At 74.2% G+C, this 18,966-nt stretch carries 18 protein-coding genes; 6 read left to right on the plus strand and 12 right to left on the minus strand.

Annotated elements, in window-relative coordinates:
• Positions 1–5 precede the first annotated feature (5 nt).
• The 3 genes from AB0H75_RS13150 to AB0H75_RS13160 all read right to left on the minus strand — a co-directional run bounded on the left by AB0H75_RS13150 (position 6) and on the right by AB0H75_RS13160 (position 2,382).
• Complete coding sequence (locus AB0H75_RS13150) at positions 6–674, minus strand: DsbA family protein (RefSeq protein ID WP_367795224.1); 669 nt, start codon at positions 672–674, stop codon at positions 6–8.
• Between the two features lie 66 nt (positions 675–740).
• Positions 741–1,637 (minus strand): hypothetical protein, encoded by an 897-nt coding sequence (locus tag AB0H75_RS13155; RefSeq protein ID WP_367795227.1) that lies wholly within the window; start codon positions 1,635–1,637, stop codon positions 741–743.
• A 79-nt stretch (positions 1,638–1,716) separates the two neighbouring features.
• Positions 1,717–2,382 carry a carbon monoxide dehydrogenase subunit G gene (locus tag AB0H75_RS13160; protein WP_367795230.1) on the minus strand — a complete coding sequence of 222 codons (666 nt, stop codon included), beginning with the start codon at positions 2,380–2,382 and terminating at the stop codon, positions 1,717–1,719.
• 96 nt (positions 2,383–2,478) lie between these two features.
• Here AB0H75_RS13160 and AB0H75_RS13165 point away from each other — a divergent pair, with 96 nt between their 5' ends.
• The 3 genes from AB0H75_RS13165 (at position 2,479) to cydB (ending at position 5,753) form a co-directional block, all read left to right on the plus strand.
• On the plus strand, positions 2,479–3,345 hold the full coding sequence (locus AB0H75_RS13165; RefSeq protein ID WP_367795233.1) for a polysaccharide deacetylase family protein: 867 nt from the start codon (positions 2,479–2,481) through the stop codon (positions 3,343–3,345).
• Positions 3,346–3,516: 171 nt separating this feature from the next.
• Positions 3,517–4,863, plus strand: a complete 1,347-nt coding sequence (locus tag AB0H75_RS13170) for a cytochrome ubiquinol oxidase subunit I (protein ID WP_367795236.1) — start codon at positions 3,517–3,519, stop codon at positions 4,861–4,863.
• A gap of 11 nt (positions 4,864–4,874) precedes the next feature.
• Entirely contained in the window at positions 4,875–5,753 is an 879-nt protein-coding gene (gene cydB / locus AB0H75_RS13175) for a cytochrome d ubiquinol oxidase subunit II (RefSeq protein WP_367795239.1), read from the plus strand.
• 1 nt (position 5,754) lies between these two features.
• Here cydB and AB0H75_RS13180 read toward each other — a convergent pair whose 3' ends face one another.
• The 9 genes from AB0H75_RS13180 to AB0H75_RS13220 form a co-directional block, all read right to left on the minus strand.
• Complete coding sequence (locus AB0H75_RS13180; RefSeq protein WP_367795242.1) at positions 5,755–6,177, minus strand: hypothetical protein; 423 nt, start codon at positions 6,175–6,177, stop codon at positions 5,755–5,757.
• Between the two features lie 54 nt (positions 6,178–6,231).
• Positions 6,232–6,657, minus strand: a complete 426-nt coding sequence (locus AB0H75_RS13185; RefSeq protein ID WP_367795245.1) for a hypothetical protein — start codon at positions 6,655–6,657, stop codon at positions 6,232–6,234.
• 84 nt (positions 6,658–6,741) lie between these two features.
• Positions 6,742–7,758 carry a leucine-rich repeat domain-containing protein gene (locus tag AB0H75_RS13190; RefSeq protein ID WP_367795248.1) on the minus strand — a complete coding sequence of 339 codons (1,017 nt, stop codon included), beginning with the start codon at positions 7,756–7,758 and terminating at the stop codon, positions 6,742–6,744.
• A gap of 24 nt (positions 7,759–7,782) precedes the next feature.
• Positions 7,783–10,134 (minus strand): aerobic carbon-monoxide dehydrogenase large subunit, encoded by a 2,352-nt coding sequence (cutA, locus tag AB0H75_RS13195; protein WP_367795251.1) that lies wholly within the window; start codon positions 10,132–10,134, stop codon positions 7,783–7,785.
• On the minus strand, positions 10,131–10,607 hold the full coding sequence (locus AB0H75_RS13200) for a (2Fe-2S)-binding protein (RefSeq protein ID WP_367795254.1): 477 nt from the start codon (positions 10,605–10,607) through the stop codon (positions 10,131–10,133). Before AB0H75_RS13200 ends, cutA begins: the two co-directional genes overlap by 4 nt.
• Positions 10,597–11,442 (minus strand): xanthine dehydrogenase family protein subunit M, encoded by an 846-nt coding sequence (locus AB0H75_RS13205; RefSeq protein ID WP_367795257.1) that lies wholly within the window; start codon positions 11,440–11,442, stop codon positions 10,597–10,599. The genes AB0H75_RS13200 and AB0H75_RS13205 overlap by 11 nt, the downstream gene beginning before the upstream one ends.
• Positions 11,439–12,932 carry a uracil-xanthine permease family protein gene (locus AB0H75_RS13210; RefSeq protein ID WP_367795260.1) on the minus strand — a complete coding sequence of 498 codons (1,494 nt, stop codon included), beginning with the start codon at positions 12,930–12,932 and terminating at the stop codon, positions 11,439–11,441. The genes AB0H75_RS13205 and AB0H75_RS13210 overlap by 4 nt, the downstream gene beginning before the upstream one ends.
• 140 nt (positions 12,933–13,072) lie before the next feature.
• On the minus strand, positions 13,073–13,282 hold the full coding sequence (locus tag AB0H75_RS13215) for an RNA-binding S4 domain-containing protein (protein WP_020540721.1): 210 nt from the start codon (positions 13,280–13,282) through the stop codon (positions 13,073–13,075).
• 11 nt (positions 13,283–13,293) lie between these two features.
• Positions 13,294–14,931 carry a PucR family transcriptional regulator gene (locus tag AB0H75_RS13220; RefSeq protein WP_367795263.1) on the minus strand — a complete coding sequence of 546 codons (1,638 nt, stop codon included), beginning with the start codon at positions 14,929–14,931 and terminating at the stop codon, positions 13,294–13,296.
• Positions 14,932–15,061: 130 nt separating this feature from the next.
• Here AB0H75_RS13220 and AB0H75_RS13225 point away from each other — a divergent pair, with 130 nt between their 5' ends.
• The 3 genes from AB0H75_RS13225 to AB0H75_RS13235 are packed head-to-tail and all read left to right on the plus strand — an operon-like array spanning position 15,062 to position 18,857.
• The gene (locus AB0H75_RS13225; protein WP_367795266.1) at positions 15,062–15,937 is read left to right on the plus strand and encodes a DUF2877 domain-containing protein; all 876 of its coding nucleotides are present in this window, start codon (positions 15,062–15,064) and stop codon (positions 15,935–15,937) included.
• Positions 15,934–17,370 carry an FdrA family protein gene (locus AB0H75_RS13230; RefSeq protein WP_367795269.1) on the plus strand — a complete coding sequence of 479 codons (1,437 nt, stop codon included), beginning with the start codon at positions 15,934–15,936 and terminating at the stop codon, positions 17,368–17,370. The genes AB0H75_RS13225 and AB0H75_RS13230 overlap by 4 nt, the downstream gene beginning before the upstream one ends.
• The gene (locus AB0H75_RS13235; protein ID WP_367795272.1) at positions 17,367–18,857 is read left to right on the plus strand and encodes a DUF1116 domain-containing protein; all 1,491 of its coding nucleotides are present in this window, start codon (positions 17,367–17,369) and stop codon (positions 18,855–18,857) included. The genes AB0H75_RS13230 and AB0H75_RS13235 overlap by 4 nt, the downstream gene beginning before the upstream one ends.
• Positions 18,858–18,966 lie beyond the last annotated feature (109 nt).

The raw sequence follows: 18,966 nt of genomic DNA on the forward strand, positions 1-18,966 counted from the left end.
GGAGTTCACACGGCGCAGGAGCCGTCGTCGCAGCCGTCGGCGGGAGCGGCGAGCACGGTGACCGGCTGCTGGCCGGTGCGCTCGGCCACCTCGTCGATCGCGGCGTCGAACGTCTCCTCCGGCTGCGCGCCCGACACCGCGAACTTCTCCTCGAACAGGAACAGCGGCACCCCGGTGATCCCGAGCGCCCTGGCCCGGCCGAGGTGCTCGCGTACCTGCTCGGCGCCCTCGCCGGTGTCCTCGACGCCGGTCTCGGCGGCCAGCTCGGCCAGCACGGCGGGGTCGGCCACGTTGCGGCCCTCGGCGAAGTGCGCGCGGAACAGCCGCTCGGCCAGCTCGACGCCGCGTCCCTGCCGGGTGGCCAGCTCGATGAGCCGGTGCGCCTCGAACGTGTTCGCGCTCACGCCCTTGCCGTAGTCCAGGGTGAGGCCGTCGGCCGCGGCCACGTCCACCACCCGCTGGACCATCTGGGCGGCGTTCGGCCCGAACTTGCGCTCCAGCGCCGGGATCATCGGCTCGCCCGCCGCCGAGGCGTCCGGGGCGAGCTGGAACGGCCGCATCGTCACCTCGATCGTGCCGCCCCTGGCCCGGAACCGCTCGGCCGCCCTGGAGAACCTGGCGTGCCCGATGTAGCACCACGGGCACGCGATGTCGGAAAATATCTCAACCTTCACATAGGACGACAACCGCGCGCCCCAACGCTCGATTCCGTGCCCGATTCCGTGCGCCGTCGCGGGACCTCAGCCCGCGGCCAGCTCCTCCAGCCGGTACGGCAGGTACGCCGAGTCGTCCACCAGCGCCGAGACCCCCCGCCACCAGCCGAACCACTCGCCGCTGCGCCACATCCAGTCCACCCGCTCGATGGCGCTCACCACGTCGCCGACCGTCTCCCAGCGCTCGCCCAGCTGCTCGGGGGTGGCCCCGTGGCGCAGCGCCCAGGCGCGCAGGATGCCGGAGGCGCGGGCGGGCACCTCGCGGGCGTACGGGTCGGGGTGCTCGCCGGGCAGCCGGTGCGGGCCGAGCCCGGCCGCCACCCCCCAGCTCCACTGGGCCTCGGCCGGGCGCGCGTAACGCAGCGAGTGGAAGTCGAGGTTGGAGCCCAGCTCCTCGTCGGAGCGCCGGGTGACGACCGCGTCCAGCCGGCCGCCGGCGTCGAAGTGCACCACGAGCCGCTGCCCGGGCCTGGCGCCCGGCGGCAGGCCGAAGCGGTCCTCGGCCTGCCAGGAGTTGAGGTCGACCTGGGCGACCGGCGTGCCCCAGAGCTGGTCGGCGGCGTCGTCGGAGATCCAGGCGGCCAGCATCTCCAGCGCGGTCAGGTCGGTCCACGGCTCGATGGCCACGGCCGTGCGGACCACCTCGTCGGGCGGCGGCAGCTTGCCGCCACGGGGGCGCGTCCACCACTCCTCGCCCAGCTCGCGGGTGCCGACCAGCAGCGCGGCGAGGGCCGCCAGCTCGGCCGAGCGCCGGGTGAGCGAAGCGCCGAGTGCCAGTTCGAGCGCGCGGCGGGTGCGCTCCTCCCCGAGCACGGGGCTCACGTCGGCGATCAGGGACTGGGCGGTCGGCCGCTCCTCGCCCAGCAGGTTGCGTACGATCCGTCTGGCCTCGGTCCGTGCGTCTTCCGCGTGTGCCTGGCGCATACCGCCACGCTACGCCGGGAGATCCTTTTCCGCGAGAGCCCGCGCACGGACCGTCATCCCGGCACCGTCCCGGCCGCCGTCAGCCGCGGGGGCGGCGCGAGCCGCGGCCGAGCAGCCAGCCCACGGCGACGCCGGTGAGCGCCACGCCCGCGCCCGTGCCGAAGGAGGCCAGCATCACCCACGGGCGGGTGCCGGCCTGGGCGCGGGCCGCGACGGGCCGCTCGTGGACGGCCCCCCGCACCTCCACGGCATCCGCCCGTTCCCCCACCTCCGCCCCGCCGGACAGGTGCCGTTCGACGGCGGCGAAGAACTGCCCCGCCGTCCGCTTGGCCACCGAGCCGAGCATGCGCTGCCCGACCCCGCCGATCATCCCGCCGATCACCGCCTCGGCGTCGTACTCGACGCGGGTCCCGCCGCCCTGCCCGCCCTCCTGCCCGCCGTCCTGCCCGCTCTCCTCGCTGAGCCGCAGCCGGACGACGGCCTCCACCGTCCCGGGCGCGCCCTGCCCCCGCGCCCTGAGCGTGAAGCTCTCGGGCGGCACGGGCTCGGCCAGCACGACCTCCCCCTGGTAGACGCCCTTGACGGAGGCCACCCCCGCGTTGACCGTCATCCGGTACGCCCCCGGCCCGGTCTCCTCCAGCCGCTCGCACCCGGGAATGGTGCGCACCAGCACCGCCGGGTCCTGGAGCGCCGCCCACAGCCGCTCCCTCTGCACGCCGATCACCGCACTGCCCGCCACTCGCATGCCGCCACTCTAGGCAGCCGCGCGCCTCCGGATAAGGGCAACTCCTGCCAGAGGAGGGGCGTGTCCCGGACGCCGGGGATGGCAGGATGGTGCCCCATGCGTGCGAGATCCGCGTTCGCCGCCGTGCTCGCGCTGACGGCGGCCACGGCCGGCACCGCCTGCGCGCCCGAGCGCGGCGCCGCCCCCGCCGCCCCGGCCACCCGGGCCCCCGCGCCCGCGCAGAGCCGCACCGCCCGGCCGCCGCAGGGCCCGCCGGGCGTGCTCCCGCGCGCGGGCGAGGTCCGCCCGCTGCCCGCCCCCACCGGCTCACTGCCGCCGGTGATCAGCTCGATCCCCACCAGCCGCAAGGTCGTCTTCCTCACCATCGACGACGGCTGGGAGCAGGACCCCGGCTTCGTCCAGCAGGTACGCGACCAGCGCATCCCGGTCACCGTCTTCGCGATGCGCGACGCGGTGGAGGCCAAGGGCGCCCCCGACCAGGCGGGCGGCACGGCCCGCTACGTCGGTGCCGGCAAGTGGGACTACTTCCGCCGGCTCCGCGACGCCGGCGCGCCCATCGAGAGCCACACCCTGACCCACCCCGACCTGCGCACCCTTTCGGCGGCCGCCCAGCGCCGCGAGATCTGCGGCTCGGCGCGGCTCATCGGGAGGGAGCTGGGGGCCAGGCCGACGCTGTTCCGGCCGCCGTTCGGCTCGTACAACACCGACACGCTGCGGGCCGCGAAGAGCTGCGGCATGACCGCCGTCCTGCTGTGGACCGCCACCGTCCAGCCGGGCGGCAAGATCGCCTACCAGGTCCCCGACAAGCGCCTGCGCCCCGGCGACATCCTGCTGCTGCACTTCCGCCCCGACCTGGCCAGGGACTTCCGCGTCCTGGTGCGGAAGATCGAGCGGCGCGGCTACCGGTTCGGCAACCTCCACGCCTACCTGGAGGCGGCCGTACGCCCCGCGGCGGACGGCTGAATCAGCCCGGCGGGTGACGCCCCTGGCCGCCTCGCCAGGGCATCCTCGATACCCGGTAACCAGCACGTACGCACCGATGTGACCAAGCTCGCATCGCATTGCTCTACAGCGTGTAGTACTACTACAAGTAGATGTACTACAGCCTGTAGAGCTCAGGAGTCGACGGGGAAGATGGACGCACTTGACCTGGCACGGTGGCAGTTCGGGGTCACCACCGTGTACCACTTTCTGTTCGTGCCCCTGACCATCGGCCTGGGCATCTTCGTGGCCGGGCTGCAGACGGCCTGGCACCGCACCGGCAAGGAGCACTACCTGAGGCTCACGAAGTTCTTCGGGAAGCTGTTCCTGATCAACTTCACCATGGGCGTGGTGACCGGCATCGTGCAGGAGTTCCAGTTCGGGATGAACTGGAGTGAGTACTCCACGTTCGTCGGGGACGTCTTCGGGGCGCCGCTGGCGATGGAGGCGCTGCTGGCCTTCTTCATGGAGTCCACGTTCCTGGGACTGTGGATCTTCGGCTGGGACAGGCTGCCGAAGAAGGTCCATCTGGCGTGCATCTGGGCCGCGGCCATCGGCTCCAACCTGTCGGCCTACTTCATCCTGGCCGCCAACGCCTGGATGAAGCACCCCGTCGGGTACGAGGTCGTGGACGGCAGGGCCCGCATGACCGACCTGTGGGCCGTGCTGACCAACTCCACCGCGCTGGCCCAGGTGCCGCACGTGATCGGGGCGGCGTTCATCGTGGCGGGCGGGTTCGTGCTGGCCGTCTGCGGCTACTGGATGCTGCGCGGCAACGCGCCCATGTGGCGCGGCGCGGCGCGGGCGGCGCTGGTGATGACGGCGATCGCGGGCGCGGTCGTCGCCGGCACCGGCGACATGTCGGGCAAGCTGCTGTACGAGCAGCAGCCGATGAAGCTGGCCGCCGCCGAGGGGCTGGAGCACGACACCGCGGGCGCCGCCTTCAGCCTCGTCCCCGGCCTCGAGATCCCGCACGTCCTGAGCTTCCTCGCCACCAACGACCCCAACGCCACCGTCCAGGGCACCGAGGACCTCCAGCGCCGCTTCGAGCGGCAGTTCGGCCCCGGCGACTACCGCCCCGACCCCACCGTCGTCTTCTGGTCGTTCCGCCTGATGATCGGATTCGGGATGGCCACGGTCGGCCTGTCGGCGCTCGGGCTCTGGCTGACCCGCCGCGGGCGCGGCTTCCCGCGCTGGTTGTCGCGGGCGCTGCTGGCCGCCCTGCCGCTGCCGCTGCTCGCGGTGATCGCCGGCTGGCTGCTGAGCGAGGTCGGCCGCCAGCCGTGGACGGTGGCCGGCGAGCTGCTGACCGCCTCCAGCGTCTCCCCCGGCGTGTCGCTGGCCGAGGTGGCCGCCTCGCTGGCGGTCTTCACCCTCCTGTACGGCGTGCTCGCCGTGGCCGAGGCCGTGCTGCTGACCCGGCACGTACGCCAGGGCGTCGCCGATCCCGAGCCCGTCCAGGCGGCCGAGCCGCGGCGCGAGCCGCAGCTCATGTACTGAGAGGCCCCGCAGTGATCGATCTCTGGTTCGTCATCATCGCCTTCCTCTGGACGGGCTACTTCGTGCTGGAGGGCTTCGACTTCGGCGTCGGCCTGCTGGCGCCGCTGGTCAGCAGGAACGCCGCCGAGCAGCGGCAGAGCCTGCAGACCATCGGCCCGGTGTGGGACGGCAACGAGGTGTGGCTGATCACCGCGGTGGGCGCCATGTTCGCCGCGTTCCCCGCCTGGTACGCGGGCGTGTTCAGCTCCTTCTACCCGCACGTCACGCTGATCCTGGTGGGGCTCATCCTGCGCGGCGTGGGCCTGGAGTGGCGCGGCAAGGTCCGCGACCCGCGCTGGTGCGACCTGGCCGTGATGGTGGGCAGCGGCCTGCCGGCGTTCCTGTGGGGCGCGGTCTTCGCCGACCTGCTGACCGGCAGCGCGCCCGCGGCCCTGTTGGGCGGCGCGTTCACGCTGGCCGTGTGCGTCCTGCACGGCGCGGTGTTCCTGGCGCTCAAGACCACCGGCCCGGTGCGCGCCCGCGCCCGCGCCACCGCCCTGATCGCCAGCGCCGCGGCCATCCCGGTGGCCGTGTTCGTCCTGTCCGGCCTGGGGACGTTCCCCGCCCTGGCCGCGATGGCGGCGCTGGCCGCGGCCGCGGCGCTGATCTGGCGGCGCAGGGAGGGCTGGGCGTTCGCGGCCACCGCCGGCTCGATCGTGCTGGCCACGCTGGCGGTCTTCATGGAGCTGCGGGTGCGGCCGCTGCCGGGGCTGACCCTGGCGGAGGCGGCCTCGGGGGCGTACACGCTGACGGTGCTGAGCTGGATCGGGCTGATCGCGCTCCCGTTCGTCCTGGTCTACCAGGGCTGGACGTACTACGTGTTCAGGAAGCGGGTCCGGGCGGGCGTCTGAGTCACCGGCCGGCCACCGTCATCCGCCGGGTGCGGTGGTCGGTCAGGTGCAGGTCGCCGCCGAGGCGTTCCTTGAGCAGGTCGAGCACCTTCCGGCTGGACAGCACCGTCCACAGGTTGCCGACCAGGTGCGGGTTGTACTCGGGGGCGGCGTCCATCCAGGCGTCCTTGCCCGCCTGGGTCCTGAACGTGGTCACGAAGAACTCGCCGTCGGCGGTGCGGCAGTACCCGGTACGCAGCTCGGCGGCGTTGACCTGGATGCGCGGCCGGCAGCCGACCTTGGCGGACAGCTGCTCGACGGTGAGGGGGGCGGCGCCGGCCCGCCCGCCGGCCGCCGCGGGGCCGCCGCCCGCGCTGCCCTGGGAGCAGGCGGCGGCCAGCCCGGCCAGCAGCGCGAGGGCGGCCAGACGTGGAAATGTCGTCATGCGCAGGGGTACGCGGCCCGTCCCTGCCGGGTTCGGCGCCATACCGGTTGCCTCTCAGTTCGGCGTCGGCGTCTGCGAGACCCGGTGGTCCATGAGGTGCAGGTCGCCGTTGAGCGGCGACTTGAGCTGCTCCAGCACCTCCAGCGGGCCGAGCACGGTCCACCGGGGGCCGACCAGGTGCGGGTTGTACTCCGGCGCCTGGTCCATCCACTCGTCCTTCAGCTTCTCGCTCTTGAAGGTGTTGACGAAGAACTCGCCGACGGTGGTCTTGCAGTATCCCGTGCGGACCTCCGCGCCGTCGACCTGCATCTTCGGCTTGCAGCCGACCTTGGCGGAGAGCTGCTCGACGGTGAGGGGGGTGGTGTTGGCCGGCTGGTTCTGGCCCGCTGCGACGTAGTCGCCCCAGCCCCCCGAGGAGGAGCATCCGGCGACCAGTCCGGCCAGCAGCGCGAAAGCGGCCAGACGTGGAAATGTCGTCATGCGCTGAGGTACGCAGGGATCGCCACGCCGGTTCACCCCCGAACTTCAGGGCGGGACTTCGGCGCAGGACTTCAGCGCAGGACTTCAGCGCAGGACGACGCAACCCCGACCGGCCAGGACGCGCAGGACCTCGGGATCGGGGTCGTCGAGCTTGTTCCAGCGCAGGTCCAGCTTCTCCAGCGCGGTCAGCCCGGCCAGCCCGGCGGGCAGCTCGCGCAGCCGGTTGGCGCGCAGGTCGAGGTGGGTGAGTCGGGGCGGCAGGGCGTCCGGCAGCGCGCGGAGATGGTTGCCGCGCAGGTCCAGCACGCGCAGCTCGCGCAGGCCCGCCAGGCCGGGCAGGAACCGCAGGCGGTTGCCCTGGAGGTGCAGCTCGCGCAGCCGGGGCAGCCGGCCGACGGCGTCCGGCAGGGACTCCAGGCGGTTGTTGTAGAGGCGCAGCTCCACCAGCGCGGACATGCCGCCGATCGTGTCCGGCAGGCGGGTGAGGCGGTTGTCGGTGAGGTTGAGGTAGGCCAGCCGGTCCAGCCGCCCGAGCGCGGCGGGGACCTCGGTGAAGCCGTTGTCGCTGAGGTAGAGGTAGTCGGTGAGCGGCAGATCGCCCAGCTCGGGCGGGATCGCGGTGAGGCGGTTGTGGCCGAGGTCGAGCATGCGCAGCCGGGTCAGGCCGCCGATCGCGGCGGGGACCTCGGTGAGGGCGTTCTCCGCCAGGTTGAGGGACTCCAGGCCGGTCAGCTTCCACAGGGCGGCGGGGACGGCGGTCAGGCCGTTCGCGCCGGCGGCCAGGTGGCGGAGGGCGGGCGGCAGGCGTTCCGGCAGCTCGGCGAGGCGGTTGCCGTACAGGAAGAGCGTCTGCAGGCCCGGCGGGCAGGCGGGGAGGGACGTCAGCCGGTTGCCGTCCAGGTGCAGCGCCCGCAGCGCGGACAGCCCGGACAGGTCGGGCAGGGCGCTCAGCGCGTTGCCGTCCAGCCGCAGCTCCTCCAGCGCGGTCAGGGCGGCGAGGCCGGCGGGCGCCTCGGTGATCGCGTTCCAGGCCAGGTCGAGGATCCGGACGTCGCCGGGCACGTCGGGGAAGGCGGTCAGGCCGCTGTCGGGGGCACGCACGCCGCCGATCATCCCACGGGGCGATCACTCCTGGCGCAGGTGGAACAGGTCGGAGGGGGAGATGGGCATGCGGTCGATCGGGATGCCCTCGGCGTCCTCGATCGCCGAGGCGATGACCGCCGAGACCGGGATGACGCCCGCCTCGCCCGCCCCCTTGACGCCCAGCGGGTTGAGCGGCGACGGGGTCTCCAGGTGGGCGGTCTCGACGCGGGGCACCTCGGTCGCGTACGGCATGAGGAAGTCCATGAAGGAGGCGTTGACGAGCTGCCCGTGCGGGTCGTACACCATCCGCTCGTAGAGCGCGCCGCCGATGCCCTGCGCCACCCCGCCGTGGATCTGCCCCTCCACGATCATGGGGTTGACCAGCCGCCCGCAGTCGTGCACGACCGCGTAACGCAGCACCCGGATCTCGGCGGTGTCGGGGTCGGTCTCCACGACGGCGGCGTGCATGCCGGCCGCGAACGTGGACCTGATCGGCGAGTAGTAGTCCCGTCCCTCCAGCCCCGGCTCCTCGCCCGCCGCGACCGGCGGCCGGTCGGCGTCGGCGGGCGCGGCGAACTGGGTGGCCCTGGCGGTCTCCTCGTCGAAGGCGTAACGCAGCGGGTTGGCCAGGACGGCGACCGTGGACAGCGGGACGGCCGCGTTCGGCGCCCCGGCCACGTGCACGACCCCCTCGGTGATCTCCAGGTCGGCCGGGTCGGCCTCCAGCGCGTCGGCGGCGATGCGCAGCGCCTTCTCGCGCACCTTGCGGCAGGCCAGCGCGATGGCGTTGCCGCTGACCACGGCCGCCCTGGAGGCGAACGTGCCGACCGCGTAGCCGAACCTGCGGGTGTCGCCGGTGACCACGCTCACCCGGTCGATGGGCACGCCCAGCTCGCTCGCGGCAATCTGGGCGAAGACCGTCTCGTGGCCCTGCCCCTGCGAGGTGAGCCCGGTCGAGACGTGGACCCGGCCGTCGGAGGTGATCTGCACGTGGCCGCCCTCGTACGGGCCGACGCCGGTGCCCTCGACGTAGCAGCCGATCCCGATGCCGAGCCCGGGGCGGCGCTCGAAGGAGTCCCAGCCGACGAGCTCCTTCAGCAGGCGCAACATCTCGGGGTAGTCGCCACTGTCGTAGATCAGCGGCCGGCCGTCCTGGAAGGTCATCCCCTGGTCGTAGGGGAACTCGCCGGGCCCGATGAAGTTGGCCGCCCGCACCTCGGCGCGGTCGCGGTCCAGGTAGCGGGCGATCTTGTCCATGGTCCGCTCCATGCAGAACACGCCCTGCGGGCGGCCCGCGCCCCGGTACGGCGTGACCTGCACGGTGTTGGTGTAGACCGCGCTGAACTCGACCCGGTAGGCCCCGATCTTGTAAGGCCCGAGGAGCTGCGTGGAGGTGACGATCGGCACGATGATCCCGTACGGGGTGTAGGCGCCGTGGTCGTGCAGGATCGTCACGTCCAGCCCGAGCACGCGCCCGTCGTCGTCGAACCCGACGCGCACGTACTGGACCTGCCCGCGCTCGTGCGCGGAGGCGACGAAGTGCTCCCTGCGGTCCTCGGCCCACTTCAGCTCGCGGCCGAGCGTCATGGCCGCCCACGGCACCAGGATCTCCTCCGGCCACGGGTGCACGATCTTGACGCCGAAGCCGCCGCCGACGTCCGGCGCGATGACCTCGACCTGCGGCAGCGGCAGGCCGAGCGCGGCCGCCACCGCCATGCGCACGCTGGTGGAGGTCTGCGTGCTGGAGTAGACGCGCAGGTCGCGGCCGTCCCAGCGGGCGTACACGCCGCGGCCCTCCAGCGGCATGCCGGCGCTGCGCTCGATGTCGAGGCGGAAGGCGAGGGTGTGCGGCGCGGTCTCGATGGCCTCGCGCGCGCCGCGCCCGTCGGCCCCGGCGACCTCCTGCACGAGGTGCGCGCCGACGTTGCCCGGCACGTCGTCGTGGACGAGCGCCGCGCCCTGGACCGCCTCCTCCAGGCCGACGACCGGCTTGAGCACCTCGTAGTCGACCTCGATGAGCGCGCAGGCGTCCTCGGCGGCGTAGCGGTCGGCGGCCACCACCATCACCACCGGCTCGCCCACGTGCCGGACGACGTCCCTGGCCAGCGGGTGGGCGGTGCGGCCGTGGGTGAGCGCCGGGTGCGGGATGAGCAGCGGCAGCGGCCGGCCGACCCGCTCCGGCAGGTCCTCCCAGGTGTAGATCGCGACCAGGCCCTCGACGTCGAGCGCGGGGCCGACGTCGATGTCGCGGATGCGGGCGTGGGCGTGCGGGGAACGCACGAACGCGGCGGCGAGCGCGTCGCGGCCCAGGTCGTCGAGGTAGCGGCCGTCGCCGGTGAGCAGCCGCGGGTCCTCGCGCCGCCGTACCGGCTCGCCGAACAGTTTGGTGGTCATCGCTCCTCAGCCAGCAGCTCGGCGGCCCGGTGGACGGCCTTGACGATGTTCTGGTAGCCGGTGCAGCGGCACAGGTTGCCCGAGACGCCCTCCAGGACCTCCTCCTCCGTCGGGGCCGGGTTGGCGGCCAGCAGGGCGGTCACCGTGCACAGGAAGCCGGGGGTGCAGAAGCCGCACTGCAGGCCGTGGCACTCGGCGAAGGCCCGCTGCACGGGCGACAGGCCGTCCGGGCGGGCCAGCCCCTCGACGGTGGTGATCTCGTGGCCGTCCACGGTGACGGCGAAGGTCAGGCACGAGCGCACCGGCTCGCCGTCGAGCAGCACTGTGCAGCAGCCGCAGACGCCGTGCTCGCAGCCGACGTGGGTGCCGGTCAGGCCGAGGTCGTGGCGCAGGCAGTCGGACAGCAGCCGCCGGGCCGGGACGCGCGCCCGCCGGGCGGCGCCGTTCACGACGAGGGTGATCTCATGCTCCACCGGTGCCCGCCTCCTCCGCCGCCTCGCGCAGCGCCCGCTCGGCCAGGACGCCCACCAGGTGGCGGCGGTAGGCGGCCGTGGCGTGGATGTCGTCGTCGGGGTCGGCCGCCGCCCGCACCGCGCGGACCGCCGCCGCCCGGTCGGGGGCCCGGCCGCTCACGTCCACCACGACCGGGACGGGGCCGACGCCGAAGCAGGCCACCCGGGCGGTGCCGTCGGCGGCGGCCACGGCGCAGACCCCGGCCAGGGCGTAGTCGCCGTGGCGGCGGGAGATCTCGGCGAAGGCGCATCCGGCCCGCTCCCCCAGCGCCGGGAAGAACGCCGACACGGCCAGCTCGCCGGGCCCGACCGCCGACTCCATCGGGCCGAGGAAGAAGTCGGCGGCGGGGACGTCCCGCTCCACCGCCGTGCCGCCTTCCCAGCGCGCCACGCGTACCGACCCGCCCAGCACGGCCAGCACGGCGGGCAGCTCGGCGGCCGGGTCGGCGTGGACGAGGCTGCCCACGACCGTCCCCCGGTTGCGGATGACCGGATGGGCGACCAGCTTGAGCGCCCGCGCCAGCAGCGGGTGCGCGCCGGAGCGCTCGACCTCGGCGTGCCGGGCCAGCGCCCCGACGCGCACGCCGCCGGGCACCCGCTCGACGCCGCCCAGCCCGGCCACCCGGTTGATGTCCACCAGGTGCGCCGGCGCGGCCAGCCGCATGTTGAGCATGGGGATGAGGCTCTGCCCGCCGGCCAGCACCTTGCCCCCGCCGGCGCCCTGGACCTCGGCCAGGACGCGCAGCGCCGCGCCGAGGTCGCGCGGGGCGTGGTACGCGAACGGCGGCGGCTTCACCCGGCCTCGCTCCCGGTCGTGCTCCCGGTCGGGCTCCCGGTCGGGTTTCCCGCCGTGCTCCCGGCTGGGTTCCCGGCCGTGCTCCCCGCTCGCGCGGCCGGTTCGAGCGGCCGGCCGGAGATGGCCCGCAGCAGGTGGTAGCCGCCCAGCACGACGATGGTGCCGAGCGCGATGCCCTCCAGGGTGAACTCGCCGGCGACGGGATGATGGACCGGCCCGATGGCCAGGATGATCCCGGCGCCGATCGGCACCATGTTGACCGGATCGGCGAAGCTCACCCGGTTCTCGATCCAGATCTTCGCGCCGAGCAGGCCGATCATGCCGTACAGGATGACCGTGACGCCGCCGAGCACGCCGCCCGGCGTGGCCGCGACGAGCTGGCCGAACTTGGGGCACAGCCCGAACAGGATCGCGATGACGGCCGCGATGTAGTAGGCGGCGGTCGAGTAGACCTTGGTGGCGGCCATGACGCCGATGTTCTCGGCGTAGGTGGTGGTGGGCGAGCCGCCGACCGCGCTGGCGACCACGGTGGCCACGCCGTCGGCGGCGACCGCGCGGCCCACGTACGGGTCCACGTCCGCGCCGGTCATCTCGCCGACGGCCTTGACGTGCCCGACGTTCTCGGCGATGAGCGCGATGACGGCGGGCAGCACCAGCAGCACGGCCGAGAAGCGGAAGTCGGGCCCGTGGAAGTCGGGCAGCCCGAACCACTCGGCCTTGGCCACCTTGTCGAAGCTCACCCGGTCGTGCGGGAAGGCCGTGGCCACGCAGTACGTGCCCTCGGCCGTGCAGGGGTTACCGGCCGCGTCGCGCAGGTTGGCGCTGGGCAGCACCGACGTGATCGGCCCGGCCAGCCGGTCGAGCACCCACGACAGCACGAACCCGGCGACCAGCCCGACCAGCACCCCGATGCGCCCGACGAACCCCTTGAACAACACGATCACCAGGAACGTGATGACCATCGTGAGCAGCGCCACCCAGTGGTCCTGCGGCCAGTACACGCCGGCCACCACGTACGCCAGCCCGAACCCGATGAGCATGACCACCGCGCCGGTGACCACGGGCGGGAAGATCCGGTGGATGACCTGCACGCCGAGGAAGTGGATGGCCACCCCGGCCAGCGCCAGCACGAACCCGGCGACCAGGATCGCGCCGGTCACGACCGCGTCCGCGCCCGCCGTGTCGCCGCCCGCGACGGCCCGCACGGCGAGCACGCCGCCCACGAACGAGGCGCTGGTGCCGAGGTAGCTGGGCACCCGGCCCTTGACGATGAGCAGGAACAGGATCGTCGCGACGCCGGACATCATCACCGCGATGTTCGGGTCCAGCCCCATGACCAGGGGGAAGACGAACGTCGCGCCGAACATGGCGATCACGTGCTGCGCGCCGAACCCCACCATCCTGGGCCAGCTCAGCCGCTCGTCCGGCCTGACCACCTCGCCGGGCGCCAGGTGCTTGCCGTCACCGTGTTTGGTCCATCCCAAAACCATGAGCGCCCCTTACGCGCTGGGCCTTGCCGGCGACACGTGTGCCGTTGCGGGCACATTAGGCCCGTCCCGGCACTCCTACACGGGCATGATCTGCCAAATCCGCGCCGCTCACCAGTAGGAACCTCGCGTACTGGCGGGATCTAGGCGACGTGAATGGAGAAACCGTCCCCGCTCACGACCTGCCCGGCCCGGATCTTGGCGGTCTTGCGCAGCTCCACCTCCCCGTCCACCAGCACCAGGCCCTCGGCGATCAGGTGCTTGGCCATGCCGCCGGTCTCGGTGACGCCGCAGTACTTGAGCAGGTCGCACAGCGGGATGAAGTCGGAGCGCAGTTCGAAGTCCAGGTCCACGGGGACCCAGCTTAAATGCCCCTCATCCGCAGCACGTGCAGGGCGAGGGTGAGGTTGAGCCGCAGGTGCGGGTCGTCGGTGAAGTTGCCGAGCAGGCGCTCCAGCTTGCCGATGCGGTAGCGCAGCGTGTTGTAGTGGAAGTGCAGCCGCCGGGCGGTCTCGGCCACGTTGAGGTTGGTCTCCAGCAGGACCTGCAGGGTGCGGCGCAGGTCGGCGTTCTCGGCGTCGTCCTCGGCGGCCAGCGGGCCGAGCGTCTCGCGGACGAACGCGTGCAGCTCCCCGGTGTCGTTGACCAGCGACAGCAGCCGGTAGACGCCGAGCTGGTCGAAGTGGGCGACCGCGCCGGGCCCGTGGAGCTGGCGGCCCACCCGGGCGGCCTTGAGCGCCTGCGCGTACGCCTCCGGCAGCGCGTCCGCGCCCGGGCTCGGCCGGGAGGTGCCGGTGGAGAACGTGGCGGGCGGCACGTCGGCGAAGGCCGCGGCGGCGTCCCTGGCCACCCGCGCGGCGTCGAGCGCGGCGTCGATCACCGCCACCACCTCGTGCGAGAACCCGGCCACCGCGCCGCGCGGGTCGTGCCGCCTGATCGCCGCCGTCCAGCAGGACACCAGCCGGTCCTGGGCGCTGCGCTCGTCGCCGTCCGGGTCGAGCTCGGACACCAGCACGGTCACCGGCCGCGACAGGTCCCAGCCGAACGCGCGGGCGCGGGCGGTGACCCGCTCGGCCGCGCCGGCCCGGCCGGTGAGCACGTCGCGCAGGAAGTCGGCCCGGTACTTGCTCTCGACGGCGTTGACCGCCTCCTGCCGGGTGACGACGAGCGCGGCCACGGTGGCGGCCCGCTCCAGGATGCCGACGTCGCTGTCCCTGATCGCCCTCGCCGCGCTGTAGGCGACGATCCTGCCGTGGTGGTGCCCGCCGGCCAGCACCGGCACCGAGGCGAACTCCCGGCCCCGCCCGGCGCCGCGCGCCCCTCCCGGCTGCCGGGCCGCCGGCACCCGGGCGGAGGTGGGCGGGCCCTCGCGGGAGATCGACTCGCGCAGCACGGCCACGTGCCCGGCGGGCCCGGCGGTGGCCAGCACGGCGCCGGCGCCGTCCACGACCGCCACCGACACGTCGAGGAGCTGCGCCACCTCGGCGGCCACCTCGTCCAGCCCGCCGCCCGCCAGCACGACCTGCACCAGCGCGCGGTGCGCCTCCTCGGCGCGGGCCAGCACGGCGGCCTGGCGGTTGAGGATGTCGGTGAGCACCTGGTTGAGGATGTCGTCGAAGCCGACGTCGTTGGGCAGCAGGATGAGCGGGAAGCCCAGCCGGTCGGCCTGCTCGACCATCTCGCCGGGCAGCTCGTCCACGTACCGGCCGAGCTTGATCGCCAGGGCGGCGAGGCCGCGCTCGTCGAGGTCGGCGACCAGCCGGCCGAGCGACTGCGGGGTGTTGCGCAGCGGGTAGCCGGTGGTGAGCAGCAGCTCGTGCGGCTTGACCCAGGCCAGGATGTCGGGGACCTCCATGACGTTGAGCCGCTGGACGATGCGGCCGAGCCCGCTCTCCCCGGCGATCAGCCTGGCCTGGGCGAGGGTGGACACGCCCAGCACCTCCCCGACGGAGACGCCGTGAAGGATGGTGCCGGTGCTGGCGAGACGGACAGGGGGCTCCATGAGGGAATTGTGACTCCGAAGCGGTCTGTCAGGAAGAGCCAACCATCGCGCTGACTGTTGGCAAATTTCTCCGTACGGAGGGTTCCCGGCCCGTTCTACGGTCAGGTCCAGGGTCGGTCAGGGAGGTCTGGTGCCCGTCGGTGTCCATGTCAGCACGTCGTCCGCGCGGCGGGGCCGCGTCCACGTCACGGGGGCGGCCAGCACCGCGGTGCGTCCGGTCCTGGAGGCGCCGCGGCGGCCCGCCCGGGTGCTCGCCGCGTTCCCGGCCGGGGTGTACCTGGAGGTCAGGACGGAGCTGGAGCCCAAGGTGATCGCGGTCATCACCGGCGAGGCCGTCCGGCTGCCCAACTCGGTGCTGCTGGCCGGGCCGCTGCCCCGGGTCGAGGTCGGCGAGGAGGCGTGGGCGGGCGAGCGGGGCGTGGAGCTCGGGGCGCTCAGCCTGCGGGTGCGGCGCTGGTGGGATCCCGCGCCGCCGCTGGGGCCGGTGGACCGGGCGGGCCTGGAGGAGGCCGCCGCGGTCCTCGCCCGGCCGGCGGAGCCCGCGCCCGGACTGCCGGGCAACGGGGTGATCGCGGCGCTCGCGGCGGCCTGCGGGCGGGGCTGGCTGCTGGGCATGGCGACGGCGGCCGAGCAGCTCGTCGGGCTCGGGCCGGGGCTGACGCCGAGCGGCGACGACGTGCTGGCGGGGCTGCTGGTGACGCTCCGGCACCTGGGGGCGGCGACGGGGACCGGGCGGGCGGTGTGGCTGGCCGGCTGGCTGGCGGCGACCGTGACGTTCGACGCGCGGACCCGTACCACTCCGCTGTCGGCCACGCTCCTGCACTGCGCGGCGCGGGGCGAGGCGAGCCCGGAGGTGCTGGCGGTGCTGCGCGGCGTCGCCGGCCACCAGGCGCTCGAACCGGCGCTGCGCCGGCTGCGCCACCTCGGCCACACCTCGGGGGCGGACCTGGCGCAGGGCGTGGCCATCGGCGTGGACGCGGTGCTGGCCCTGGGCGGGCGCCGGTGAGCGAGGGGACGGCGAGCGAGGGGACGATGGGCGAGGGGACGGCGAGCGGCGAGATCGTGCTGGTCCGCGAGGGCGCCTATCACGACTCGGTGCGGCTCATGCGGGTCAGCCGGGCGCTGGCGGCCGTGCCGGGCGTCGAGGCGGCCATGGTCGCGATGGGGACCGAGCTCAACGTCGCGGTGCTCAGGGACCTCGGTTTCACCGTGCCGGCGGCCGGGCCGGGCGACCTGCTGGTCGCCGTGCGGGCCGCCGACCCCGGCGCGGCCGTGGCGGAGGCCGACCGGCTGCTCGGCGCGCTGGACCGGCCGGGGGACCCGGCGGGCGGCACAGCGGGCGGCACAGCGGGCGGCACAGCGGGGCAGCCGCCGCGCACCGCCGGCTCGGCGATCCGCCGGGGGGACGCCGGGCTGGTGCTGGTCTCGGTGCCGGGCGAGCACGCCTTCTGCGAGGCGCACGACGCCGTGCTGGCCGGGCTGCCCGTCATGATCTTCAGTGACGGGGTGCCGGTCGCGCTGGAGCGGCGGCTGAAGGAGCTGGCCGAGGAGCGGGACGTCCTGGTGATGGGTCCCGACTGCGGCACCGCCTCGATCGGCGGCGTAGGGCTCGGCTTCGCCAACGTCCTCGCGCCCGGCCCCGTCGGCGTGGTCGCGGCCTCCGGCACCGGCGCGCAGCAGGTCGCCTCGCTGCTGGACTGGGCGGGCGTGGGGGTCAGCCACATCCTGGGCGTGGGCGGGCGGGACCTGTCGGACGAGGTCGGCGGCCTGTCCACGCTGCGGGCGCTGCGCCTGCTGGAGGCGGACCCGGCCACCGAGCTGATCGTGCTGCTCTCCAAGCCGCCGGCCCCGCGGGTGGCGCGGGCGGTCGAGGCGGCCGCCGCCGGGCTGCGCAAGCCGGTGGTCCGGGCCCTGCTGGGGCCGGGCGCCCCCGACCTCACCGCCGCCGCCGAGTCGGCGCTGCGGGCGCTCGGCCGGGCGGTGCCGGTGTGGCCGTCCTGGCCGGGGCGGCCGTCCCGGGGCGCGAAGAAGGCGCTCAAGGGCCTCTACTCCGGCGGGACGCTGAGCGCGGAGGCCGCGCTGGTGGCCGGTCCGATGGCTGGGCGGGGCGACTTCGTGGACTACGGCGACGACGCCTACACCAGGGGCCGGGCGCACCCGATGATCGATCCGACGCTGCGCGTGGCGGCGCTGGCCGGGGCGGCGGAGACGGACGTCGTCCTCATGGACGTCGTCCTGGGCCACGCGGCCGACCCCGATCCCGCCGCGACGCTCGCCCCCGCCGTCGCCGCCTCGCCCGCCACCGTGGTCGTGGCGCTGGTCGGCACCCGCTCCGACCCGCAGGACCCCCACCGCCAGGCCACCGCCCTGCACCGGGCGGGAGCGGCCGTGTTCCTGTCCAACGCCCAGGCCGCCCGGCACGCCAGGAGCCTCCTGTGACCCCGCCGCCCGTGACCCCGCCGCCCGTGACCCCGCCGCCCGTGACCCCGCCGCCTGTGACCCCGCTGTCCGCTCCCTCCCGCGTCGTCACCGTGGGCGCGGGCCTGCTCGACGAGTCCCTGGCCGCGCAGGCCGTGCCCACGACGCCGGTGGACTGGCGCCCGCCGCTGCCGGGAACCGCCGAGGCCCTGGTCAAGGTGCTGTCCGATCCGCGCAGGCGGGCCGCCAACGAGCTGGCCGCGCGCCGCCTGACCACCGCCCGGCCGCGGCTGGTGGCCGTCCGGCGCGCCTCGGAGGCGCTGGCGGAGGTGCTGGGCGAGGGGGCGTTCCTGCACGCCGGGCCGCCGATCACCTGGGAGCGGGCGTCCGGCCCGCTGCGCGGCGCGCTGATCGGCGCGATGCTGCTGGAGGGCCGGGCGCGCGACGAGCACGACGCCGGGCGCGCGCTGGCGGCCGGCCGGGTGGCGCTGCGGCCCTGCCACGAGCACGGCGCGGTCGGTCCGATGGCGGGCGTGGTGAGCCCGTCGATGTGGTTGTTCGAGGTGCGCGACGAGGAGCACGGCGGCACCGCGTACTGCTCGCTCAACGAGGGCCTGGGCAAGGTCCTGCGGTACGGCGCCTACGGCCCCGAGGTGCTGGAGCGGCTGCGCTGGATGGACGAGGTGCTCGGCCCGGTCCTGGCCGCGGCGCTGGCCGCCACCGGGCCGGTCGACCTGGGCGCGCTGGTCGCGCAGGCGCTCCAGATGGGCGACGAGCTGCACAACCGCAACCGCGCCGCCACCTCGCTGCTGTTGCGCGAGCTGGCCCCGGCCGTGGTCGAGGCCGCCCCCGGCCAGGCCGCGCGGGTGCTGCGCTTCATCCACGGCAACGACCACTTCTTCCTCAACGTGGGCATGGCCGCGGCCAAGGCCGCCACGGACGCCGCCCGCGACGTCCCCGGCTCGTCGATGGTGGTCGCCATGGCGCGCAACGGCACCGACTTCGGCGTGCAGGTGTCGGGGCTCGGCGGGCGCTGGTTCACCGGCCCCGCGGGGGTGCCCGACGGCCTCTACCTCGGCTCGTACGGCCCCCAGGACGCCAACCCCGACATCGGCGACTCCACGATCACCGAGACCTCGGGCCTCGGCGGCTTCGCGATGGCGGCCTCGCCGGCGATCGTGCGGTTCGTGGGCGGCGAGGTGGCCGACGCGGTGCGGGCCACCCGCTCCATGTACGAGATCACGCTGGCCGAGCATCCGGCGTACCAGATCCCGGGGCTCGGCTTCCGCGGCACGCCGACCGGCATCGACGTCGCGCTGGTCGCCCGGACGGGCCTGCTGCCGGTGGTCAACACCGGCATCGCGGGCCGCGTACCAGGAACGGGACAGGTCGGAGCGGGGCTGGTCAAACCACCTGCAGAGGCTTTCATCTCCGCATTGCTGGCATTGGCCAACGAAGTAAGTGATCCATTTGAAAGGGGACATATCAGCACGTCAGAGCCCCAGTAAAGGGGCATCACCTTCCCTCGCGCATTCCCCGCCGATATCGTAACGAACCTCATAATCTGCAAGTAGCGTGAAGAACGCACGTGACGGATGAGGGAGATGGGGGCGGGAT

This window comes from Nonomuraea sp. NPDC050783, from assembly GCF_040802095.1.
Classification (GTDB): domain Bacteria; phylum Actinomycetota; class Actinomycetes; order Streptosporangiales; family Streptosporangiaceae; genus Nonomuraea.

Excerpts from the sequence above, each read along its gene's own strand:
- AB0H75_RS13155 (WP_367795227.1), bottom strand. The coding sequence starts at position 1,637 with ATGCGCCAGGCACACGCGGAAGACGCACGGACCGAGGCCAGACGGATC.
- AB0H75_RS13160 (WP_367795230.1), bottom strand. The coding sequence starts at position 2,382 with ATGCGAGTGGCGGGCAGTGCGGTGATCGGCGTGCAGAGGGAGCGGCTG.
- AB0H75_RS13165 (WP_367795233.1), top strand. The coding sequence starts at position 2,479 with ATGCGTGCGAGATCCGCGTTCGCCGCCGTGCTCGCGCTGACGGCGGCC.
- AB0H75_RS13170 (WP_367795236.1), top strand. The coding sequence starts at position 3,517 with ATGGACGCACTTGACCTGGCACGGTGGCAGTTCGGGGTCACCACCGTG.
- AB0H75_RS13180 (WP_367795242.1), bottom strand. The coding sequence starts at position 6,177 with ATGACGACATTTCCACGTCTGGCCGCCCTCGCGCTGCTGGCCGGGCTG.
- AB0H75_RS13185 (WP_367795245.1), bottom strand. The coding sequence starts at position 6,657 with ATGACGACATTTCCACGTCTGGCCGCTTTCGCGCTGCTGGCCGGACTG.
- cutA (WP_367795251.1), bottom strand. The coding sequence starts at position 10,134 with ATGACCACCAAACTGTTCGGCGAGCCGGTACGGCGGCGCGAGGACCCG.
- AB0H75_RS13210 (WP_367795260.1), bottom strand. The coding sequence starts at position 12,932 with ATGGTTTTGGGATGGACCAAACACGGTGACGGCAAGCACCTGGCGCCC.
- AB0H75_RS13220 (WP_367795263.1), bottom strand. The coding sequence starts at position 14,931 with ATGGAGCCCCCTGTCCGTCTCGCCAGCACCGGCACCATCCTTCACGGC.